The 8,586-nt window shown below is 60.4% G+C and carries 7 protein-coding genes; all 7 read left to right on the top strand.

Annotated elements, in window-relative coordinates; translation table 11 throughout:
- Positions 1-106 precede the first annotated feature (106 nt).
- The 7 genes from amaA to ACW9I6_RS27950 all read left to right on the top strand — a co-directional run bounded on the left by amaA (position 107) and on the right by ACW9I6_RS27950 (position 8,507).
- A complete protein-coding gene (gene amaA / locus ACW9I6_RS27980; protein ID WP_087692468.1) occupies positions 107-1,390 on the top strand; it encodes an L-pipecolate oxidase in 1,284 nt (427 codons plus the stop codon).
- Between the two features lie 376 nt (positions 1,391-1,766).
- On the top strand, positions 1,767-2,903 hold the full coding sequence (locus ACW9I6_RS27975; protein WP_003217449.1) for a branched-chain amino acid ABC transporter substrate-binding protein: 1,137 nt from the start codon (positions 1,767-1,769) through the stop codon (positions 2,901-2,903).
- A 253-nt stretch (positions 2,904-3,156) separates the two neighbouring features.
- On the top strand, positions 3,157-4,071 hold the full coding sequence (locus ACW9I6_RS27970; RefSeq protein WP_003217447.1) for an ABC transporter permease subunit: 915 nt from the start codon (positions 3,157-3,159) through the stop codon (positions 4,069-4,071).
- A 2-nt stretch (positions 4,072-4,073) separates the two neighbouring features.
- Complete coding sequence (gene livM / locus ACW9I6_RS27965) at positions 4,074-5,351, top strand: high-affinity branched-chain amino acid ABC transporter permease LivM (RefSeq protein ID WP_003217445.1); 1,278 nt, start codon at positions 4,074-4,076, stop codon at positions 5,349-5,351.
- Entirely contained in the window at positions 5,348-6,223 is an 876-nt protein-coding gene (locus ACW9I6_RS27960) for an ABC transporter ATP-binding protein (RefSeq protein WP_003217442.1), read from the top strand. Before livM ends, ACW9I6_RS27960 begins: the two co-directional genes overlap by 4 nt.
- The gene (locus ACW9I6_RS27955) at positions 6,220-6,936 is read left to right on the top strand and encodes an ABC transporter ATP-binding protein (protein WP_003217439.1); all 717 of its coding nucleotides are present in this window, start codon (positions 6,220-6,222) and stop codon (positions 6,934-6,936) included. Before ACW9I6_RS27960 ends, ACW9I6_RS27955 begins: the two co-directional genes overlap by 4 nt.
- A gap of 803 nt (positions 6,937-7,739) precedes the next feature.
- Positions 7,740-8,507 carry an SDR family oxidoreductase gene (locus tag ACW9I6_RS27950; RefSeq protein ID WP_008439080.1) on the top strand — a complete coding sequence of 256 codons (768 nt, stop codon included), beginning with the start codon at positions 7,740-7,742 and terminating at the stop codon, positions 8,505-8,507.
- Positions 8,508-8,586 lie beyond the last annotated feature (79 nt).

Below are 8,586 nucleotides of genomic sequence, written 5' to 3'. Positions count from 1 at the left end.
ACGAATGCTTATCTGATCCACCGCTTTCGCGAGCAAGCCCGCTCCCACATTTGACCGTATTTACAATTCGGAAAAGTGGTTTGTTAGGTCTCATCGGAGTCTGGCAATGGCATTACGCGAAGCATGCTTGTGGGAACAACTCACTCCTGGCCGGCCGGATCGTGCCGCGCTCAAGGGCGAGGTAAAAGTGGATGTGTGCGTGATCGGCGCCGGCATCACCGGTTTGTCGGCAGCCATTCACTTGCTGGAACAAGGAAAAAGTGTCGCCGTACTCGAGGCCCATCGCACCGGCCACGGTGGTTCGGGGCGCAACGTAGGGCTGGTCAATGCAGGGATGTGGATTCCCCCGGACGAGATCGAAGCCGGTTTTGGTACCGCGGTGGGCAGCCAGCTCAACCGCATGCTCGGCGCGGCACCGTCCCTGGTGTTCAGCCTGATCGACAAATACAACATCGACTGCCAACTGCGTCGCGAGGGCACCTTGCACATGGCGCACAACGCCCGTGGCGAGGCGGATTTGCGCAGTCGTGAAGAACAGTGGAAGCGTCGCGGTGCACCGGTGGAGCTGTTGACCGGCGCTGCATGCGAACAAGCCACCGGTACCAAAAAGATTGCTGCCGCCTTGCTCGACCGGCGGGCCGGCACCTTGAACCCGATGGCCTACACCAGTGGTTTGGCCAATGCCGCCGTCGGGCTCGGCGGACAGTTGTTCGATCACTCCCCAGTCACCCAACTGGAACGCCAGGGCCAGCACTGGTCTGTGCAGACTGCCCAAGGCTCGGTGCAGGCTGAACAGGTGGTGATCGCTTCGAACGCCTACACCGAAGGCGAGTGGACCGAACTGCGCCGCAACTTCTTCCCCGGTTATTACTATCAGGTGGCGTCGGCCCCTCTGACCGACGACGCCGCCCAACAAATCCTTCCGGGCGGCCAAGGCTCCTGGGACACTCGCCAGGTACTCAGCAGCATCCGCCGCGACGCCGAAGGCCGCCTGCTGCTCGGCAGCCTGGGCAACGGCAACCAGAAACCCGCGTGGTTCCTCAAGGCCTGGGCCGATCGGGTGCAACAGCACTACTTCCCGTACCTCAAACCGGTGCAGTGGGAGTGCACCTGGACCGGCTGCATCGCGTTCACCCCGGACCACTTGATGCGCCTGTTCGAGCCGGCGCCCGGGCTGGTGGCGGTCACCGGTTATAACGGGCGCGGGGTGACGACCGGCAGTGTCGTGGGCAAAGCCTTCGCGGATTATCTGTGTCACCAGGATCCACAGGCACTGCCGATCCCCTTTGCGCCGATGCAGCCGTTGGCCGGTGTGGGCCTGCGCAGCTGTTTGTACGAGGCGGGATTCTCGCTGTATCACGCGGGCCAATGCCTGCGGATCGTGATCTGATCAACGAAATACCCCTCAGAAGCCTGCATTTTCTTAGCCGGCTACTAATCTGTATTGGTGCGAGTCGTAGCAGTAACGCACTGTAAATGTGCACTTCCGTTACGCACGCTGTTACATGTTTAAGGGTGGCCGTTTAGTGGCCGGGTTGCAGTGCTTGATTGGTCGGGTTGCACTTTATAGGTCCAATGGTTGCACCTGGTTGAGATAGACGGTTGCACGTCCAATCAAAAGGCGCCCAAAAACCTGCAATAACAATGACACCGTGTCTTTTTGAATAATAAAAACGTAATGGCACGACGCTTGCTCTGGGCTTTCTCCGAAAGTTTTTGAAGTGAAGCTGCAGTGCCAATTCAACAAAAACCTCGGAGCACCACTCATGTCCCAGACGTTTTACAAGAAAGGTTTTCTAGCCCTCGCCGTTGCTGCGGCGCTGGGTGTTTCTGCGTTTGCTCAAGCTGATGTGAAGATTGGCGTAGCGGGGCCGATGACCGGCGCCAATGCGGCATTTGGTGAGCAGTACATGAAAGGTGCCCAGGCGGCAGCCGATGTCATCAACAAGGCCGGCGGCATCAACGGCGAGCAGATCAAGCTGGTGGCCGGCGATGACGCCTGCGAACCCAAGCAGGCTGTGGCCGTGGCCAACCGCCTGGTTGACCAGGACAAAGTGATTGGCGTGGTCGGGCACTTCTGCTCGTCGAACACTATCCCAGCCTCCGAGGTGTATGCCGATGCGGGCGTGATCATGATCACCCCGGGCTCCACCAACCCGCAGGTTACCGAGCGTGGCCTGTCGGCCGTGTTCCGCATGTGTGGTCGTGACGATCAGCAAGGCATCGTGGCCGGCGACTACATCGTCGACGTGCTCAAGGGCAAGAAAGTTGCCGTTATCAACGACAAGGACACCTACGGCAAAGGCCTGGCCGACGCCACTGCGGCGCAGTTGACCAAGCGCGGTGTGAAGCCGGTGCTGGAAGAAGGCCTGACCCGTGGCGAGAAAGATTTCAGCGCCTTGGTTACCAAGATCCGCTCCACCGGTGCTGACGTCGTGTACTTCGGCGGCCTGCACCCGGAAGCCGGCCCACTGGTTCGGCAGATTCGTGAAGCCGGCCTGAAAGACGTCAAGTTCATGTCCGATGACGGCGTGGTGACCGACGAACTGGTGGCCACCGCCGGTGGTGCACAGTACGTGGATGGCGTGTACATGACCTTCGGCGCCGACCCACGCCTGCTGCCAGACAGCAAGACCGTGGTGGAAGAGTTCCGCAAAAATGGCACCGAGCCTGAAGGCTACACCCTGTACGCCTACGCCTCGATCCAGGCCCTGGCCGCCGGTTTCAATGGCGCCAAGTCCGACAAGGGCGAAGACGCAGCCAAATGGCTGAAATCCCACCCGGTCAAAACCGTCATGGGCGAGAAGAACTGGGACGCCAAGGGCGACCTGAAAATCTCCGACTATGTGGTTTACCAGTGGGACAAGGACGGCAAGTATCACCAGCTGGAAAAGCAGAAGTAATAGTTAGCGCGATGGGTTAGACGCCACTTGACCCTGTGGGAACCGGGCTTTTGTGGGAGCTGGCTTGCCTGCGATAGCGTCACCTCGGGTTGACTGACATTCCGAGGTGTCGCTATCGCGGGCAAGCCCGGCCCCCACACACGCCAGCTCCCACACGGGGACTTGGTTGCCAGCCCCTTTTGTGTCTGTCTTTTCCTCCTAGAAGATCCGCACACCCACAGGTGTGCAGGCTCTCACTGCGTGAGATTGCGTTATGGATGGTATTTTCCTGCAGCAACTGGTCAATGGGCTGACCCTCGGGTCGGTCTATGGCTTGATCGCCATCGGCTACACAATGGTCTATGGCATCATTGGCATGATCAACTTCGCCCATGGCGAGGTTTATATGATTTCCGCTTACCTCGCGGCGATCAGTCTGGCACTGCTGGCTTACTTCGGCATCGAATCCTTCCCGCTGCTCATCCTTGGCACCCTGATCTTCACCGTCGTCGTCACCGGCGTCTACGGCTGGGTCATCGAGCGTGTCGCCTACAAACCGCTGCGCAACTCCACCCGACTGGCACCGCTGATCAGCGCCATCGGTATTTCGCTGATCCTGCAGAACTACGCGCAGATCGCCCAGGGCGCCAAGCAACAAGGCATCCCGACGCTGCTGGCCGGCGCCTGGAGAGTCGATATCGGCACCGGCTTCGTGCAATTGACCTACACCAAGGTGTTCATCCTGGTGGCCGCGTTCGTCGGCATGGGCCTGCTGACCTACATCATCAAGTACACCAAGCTCGGCCGCATGTGCCGCGCTACCCAGCAAGACCGCAAGATGGCGTCGATCCTCGGTATCAACACCGACCGGGTCATCTCCTACGTATTCGTGATTGGTGCCGCCATGGCCGCGCTGGCCGGTGTGCTGATCACCCTGAACTACGGCACGTTCGACTTCTATGCCGGCTTCATCATCGGCATCAAGGCATTTACCGCAGCGGTACTCGGCGGCATCGGCTCCCTGCCTGGGGCCATGCTGGGCGGGATCATCCTGGGTATTTCCGAGTCGCTGTTCTCGGGGTTGATCAACTCTGACTACAAAGACGTGTTCAGTTTCTCCCTGCTGGTGGTGATCCTGATTTTCCGTCCCCAGGGCCTGCTCGGTCGCCCACTCGTGGCGAAGGTATAACTATGTCTGCTGCCTACTCTATCGATATCAAGAAAAGTGTCGTCGATGCGGTACTCGCCGGGCTGATTTCGCTGATCGTGTTCGGTCCGATCGTCGGCGTGGTCCTCGACGGCTACAGCTTCAACCTGCAACCGGCGCGTGTCGGCATCCTGGTGGCCATCGTGATGGTCGGCCGGTTCGCCATGAGCCTGTTCCTGCAAACCCCAAGGGGCCTGCGGATTCTGCAAGGGTTTGAAAGCACCGGCTCCGGTGTGCATGTACTCAAGCCGGACTACAAGTCGCGCCTGCGCTGGATCATCCCGGCGTTGATCGTGATTGCCATCGTGTTCCCGTTCTTTGCCAACAAATACCTGCTGACCGTGGTGATCCTCGGGCTGATCTACGTGTTGCTGGGCCTTGGCCTGAACATCGTGGTCGGCCTGGCCGGGTTGCTCGACCTGGGTTACGTGGCGTTCTATGCCATCGGCGCCTATGGCCTGGCGCTGGGTTACCAGTACCTCGGCCTGGGCTTCTGGTCGGTGCTGCCGCTGGCGGCGATTTGTGCGGCGCTGGCGGGGTGCATACTCGGGTTTCCGGTGCTGCGAATGCACGGCGATTACCTGGCGATCGTGACCCTGGGCTTCGGTGAAATCATCCGCCTGGTGCTGAATAACTGGCTGTCGTTTACCGGTGGCCCGAACGGCATGCCGGTGCCCTCGCCGACGTTTTTCGGCCTGGAGTTCGTGCGCAAGGCGAAGGATGGCGGGGTGCCGTTCCACGAGTTCTTCGGCATCGACTACAACCCCAACATCAAATTCCTGTTCATCTACATCGTGCTGTTCCTGGTAGTGCTGCTGGTGCTGTACATCAAGCACCGCCTGACCCGCATGCCGGTGGGCCGCGCGTGGGAAGCCTTGCGCGAAGACGAAATCGCCTGCCGTTCCATGGGCCTCAACCACGTGCTGGTGAAGCTCTCGGCGTTCACCATCGGCGCGTCCACTGCCGGTCTGGCCGGGGTGTTTTTCGCCAGCTACCAGGGCTTCGTCAACCCGTCGTCGTTCACCTTCTTCGAGTCGGCGCTGATCCTCGCCATCGTGGTATTGGGCGGCATGGGCTCGACCGTCGGCGTGGTGATTGCCGCGTTCGTGCTGACGGTGGCGCCGGAGCTGCTGCGCAGCTTCTCCGAGTACCGCGTGCTGCTCTTCGGCGTGTTGATGGTGGTGATGATGATCTGGCGACCACGAGGCCTGATTCGTATCAGCCGTACCGGTGTCGTCCCGCGTAAAGGAGTGGCGCCATGAGCAAGGAAGTCGTTCTTTCCGTGGAACACCTGATGATGCACTTTGGTGGCATCAAGGCCTTGAGCGACGTAAGTCTCAAGGTCAAGCGCAACTCGATCTTCGCCCTGATCGGTCCCAACGGTGCCGGCAAGACCACCGTGTTCAACTGCCTGACCGGTTTCTACAAAGCCTCCGGCGGCAAGATCGAACTCAATGTGCGCGGCAAGCAGACCAACGTGATCCAACTGCTGGGCGAGCGCTTCAAGGCCACCGACTTTGTCTCGCCGAAAAGCTTCGTCAGCCGGGTGTTCTACAAGATGTTCGGCGGCACTCACCTGGTGAACCGGGCGGGTTTGGCGCGCACCTTCCAGAACATTCGCCTGTTCAAGGAAATGTCGGTGGTGGAGAACCTGCTGGTGGCCCAGCACATGTGGGTCAACCGCAACATGCTCGCGGGCATCCTCAATACCAAGGGCTACCGCAAGGCTGAAAGCGACGCCCTCGACCATGCGTTCTACTGGCTGGAAGTGGTGGACCTGGTGGACTGCGCCAACCGCCTGGCCGGCGAGCTGTCCTACGGCCAGCAGCGCCGCCTGGAAATCGCCCGTGCCATGTGCACCCGGCCGCAGATTATTTGCCTCGACGAACCGGCCGCCGGCCTCAACCCCCAGGAAACCGAAGCCCTCAGCGCGATGATTCGCCTGCTGCGGGACGAGCACGACCTGACGGTGGTGCTGATCGAACACGACATGGGCATGGTGATGAGTATTTCCGACCACATCGTGGTGCTGGACCACGGCAACGTGATTGCCGAGGGCGGGCCGGAAGCGATCCGCAATGATCCGAAGGTGATCGCGGCTTATCTGGGCGCTGACGAAGAGGAACTGGTATGAGTGAGCCAATCCTCGAACTGAAAGACCTGGACGTGTTCTACGGCCCGATCCAGGCCCTGAAGAAAGTTTCGCTGCACATCAACGAAGGCGAAACCGTGAGCCTGATCGGCTCCAACGGCGCGGGTAAATCCACGCTGCTGATGTCGATCTTTGGCCAGCCACGGGCCGAGTCCGGGCAGATCATCTACCGCGGCGTCGACATTACCCACAAGTCGTCCCACTACATCGCCTCCAACGGCATTGCGCAGTCGCCGGAAGGGCGGCGGGTGTTCCCCGACATGACCGTCGAGGAAAACCTGCTGATGGGCACCATCCCGATTGGCGACAAGTTCGCCACCGAAGACATGCAGCGCATGTTCGAGCTGTTCCCGCGGCTCAAGGAGCGGCGCAACCAGCGGGCGATGACCATGTCCGGTGGTGAACAGCAGATGCTTGCCATCGCCCGCGCACTGATGAGCCGGCCCAAGCTGTTGCTGCTGGACGAGCCGAGCCTGGGGCTGGCGCCGATCGTGGTGAAGCAGATCTTTTCCACGCTGCGGGAGCTGGCGTCTACCGGCATGACCATCTTCCTGGTGGAGCAGAACGCCAACCATGCGTTGCGGCTGTCGGACCGGGCGTACGTGATGGTCAACGGCGAGATTCGCCTTACCGGCACCGGCAAGGAGCTGCTGGTGAATGAGGAGGTGCGTAACGCCTACCTCGGCGGGCATTAAGTCGTTCGCAGGTCCAATGTCTGATCGTTCCCACGCTCCGCGTGGGAACGCCTCTTGTGACGCTCTGCGTCACGCTTTGGGACGCGGAGCGTCCCGGCCTGCATTCCCACGCAGAGCGTGGGAACGATCATCCACAGTGCTTTCCTGAAATTGTGGACAACAAATCCAGGCACCTGCCAAAGCGCGACATATAGCCGCCGCAAATCCCTGTTTTGTCACAGTTTTGACTTGTCCCCAAGCACTGTGGAACCGGCTGTGGGTAACGTGGGAGTAGCTGGCTGGAGGCCTTTGTTTTCGCGGCTTGCAGCGTGGTGGTTGTTTATTGATCAGTGAGTTTTTCGTGACCACCCGAGGGTTTTGTCAACCTGTTTAAAGACACAGGTATATGACCGGAATATGTCACTCCGGCCTGTGGATAAGTCTGTGACTAAACTCTGGAAAGAGTGCCGCAGAGGCCGGAATGACTGGCCTGGAGCCATCGTCCTGGTTGCACCGTTTTGAACCGGGCTACATACGGGCTGCGCAAGGTCAAGCAAAAAACTTTTTGAATCGCGCTGAAAGCCTTGTGTAGCGCGGCTTTCAGCTTTTGTACTTGCCCCCAAAGACTGTGGACGGGGCTGTGGATAAGGTGCGCGCACATGGCTGCACGCCACGGCCTGTATGGCTTTCGGGCGATTGGTTGAATTTCGTACAGCATGAGCGGCATTCACCTGTGTCCACAGCGTGTATCAGTTGCCGCCAGCCCGGCAGCCGGGCATTCTGCTGGCTGATTTTTTACCTCGTAGCCCCGCAAGGAGAACACCATGTCCGATACGCTGTTTATTACTGGCGCGACCTCCGGTTTTGGCGAAGCCTGTGCCCGCCGTTTTGCCGAAGCCGGCTGGAAACTGGTGCTCACCGGCCGCCGCGCAGAGCGCTTGAACGCCCTGTGCGCCGAGCTTTCCAAGCAGACCGAAGTGCTCGGCCTGGTGGTGGACGTGCGTGACCGCAAGGCCATGGAAGAGGCGATCGCCAACCTGCCGCCGTCCTTTGCCACGCTGCGCGGGCTGATCAACAACGCCGGCCTGGCGGTGGGCACCGACCCTGCGCCGAAGTGCAGCCTCGACGATTGGGAAACCATGGTCGACACCAACATCAAGGGCCTGCTGACCACCACCAGCCTGCTGTTGCCGCGCTTGATCGCCCACGGCCGTGGCGCCGGCATCATCAACCTCGGTTCCATTGCCGGCAGCTACCCGTACCCGGGCAGCCACGTGTATGGCGGCACCAAGGCCTTCGTCAAACAGTTCTCGCTGAACCTGCGTTGCGACCTGCAGGGCACCGGCGTGCGCGTGACCAACATCGAGCCGGGCCTGTGTGAGAGTGAGTTCTCGCTGGTGCGCTTTGCCGGTGACCAGGCGCGTTATGACGCGACTTATGCCGGTGCCGAGCCGATCCAGCCGCAGGACATTGCGGATACGATCTTCTGGGTGCTTAACACCCCGGCACACGTGAACATCAACCGCCTGGAGCTGATGCCAGTGAGCCAGACCTGGGCCGGGTTTGCGATTGAGCGTGGCGCCAAGGCCTAAGTTCGTCGAGCTGTTGTGGCGAGGGAGCTTGCTCCCGCTGGGCTGCGAAGCGGCCCTGGCTTTTTTGGGGCGGCTTCGC

It is taken from the genome of Pseudomonas sp. SDO5522_S412 (assembly GCF_054071215.1).
This window is presented reverse-complemented; position numbering and strand designations above follow the sequence as displayed.